The sequence below is a fragment of the Nocardia veterana NBRC 100344 genome, assembly GCF_000308855.1.
GTDB classification, from domain to species: domain Bacteria; phylum Actinomycetota; class Actinomycetes; order Mycobacteriales; family Mycobacteriaceae; genus Nocardia; species Nocardia veterana.
On the sequence record NZ_BAGM01000168.1, the window covers coordinates 1 to 585 of the forward strand.

A 585-nucleotide genomic window follows, 5' to 3' on the forward strand; every position below is an offset into this window, starting at 1 on the left:
GATCAGCAGCAGGAGCAGCAGCTGGCGGAGATGATTACGCATGGTTTGAAGGATCCGGCCGCGCATGCGATCGCCGATTCCGGTAGTTCCGGGACGGGTTCGGCGTGTACGTCGGGTAGTGGTGCGGGGTCGGGGAACGGTTCGGGTGATTGTTATGGGGGGTCGGGGTCGAGTTCGGGTTCCTCGGGTGGGACGTCGAGTGACACGGTGGGTTACGGTCCGGCGCAGAGTGCGTTTCTGGCGGCGTTCGGGTATGGGTTGTTGAATCCGGATGTGGCTCCGCCGGGGACGAATGATTGGGGGTGTAAGCCTTCTGCGGTGCATCCGGAGCCGGTGGTGTTGGTGCATGGTACGTGGGAGAACGCGTACAACAACTTCGCTTATGTGAGTCAGCCGATCAAGGATGCGGGCTATTGTGTGTTCACGTTCAATTACGGTAGGTCGAATCTGATCCAGGGTGGTGGGTTGGGTTCGGTGTTGCCGGGGACGAACGGGACGGGGTATATCCAGGATTCGTCGAAGCAGTTGGCGCAGTTCGTGGATCGGGTGTTGGCGGCGACGGGGTCGCAGAAGGTGAATCTGGTC

Annotated in this window: 1 protein-coding gene; it reads left to right on the top strand. The window is 60.7% G+C overall.

The features are described from left to right. Positions 1-21: 21 nt before the first annotated feature. On the top strand, positions 22-585 hold a 564-nt coding region (locus ON37_RS26525), incomplete at its 3' end, for an esterase/lipase family protein (RefSeq protein WP_373282091.1).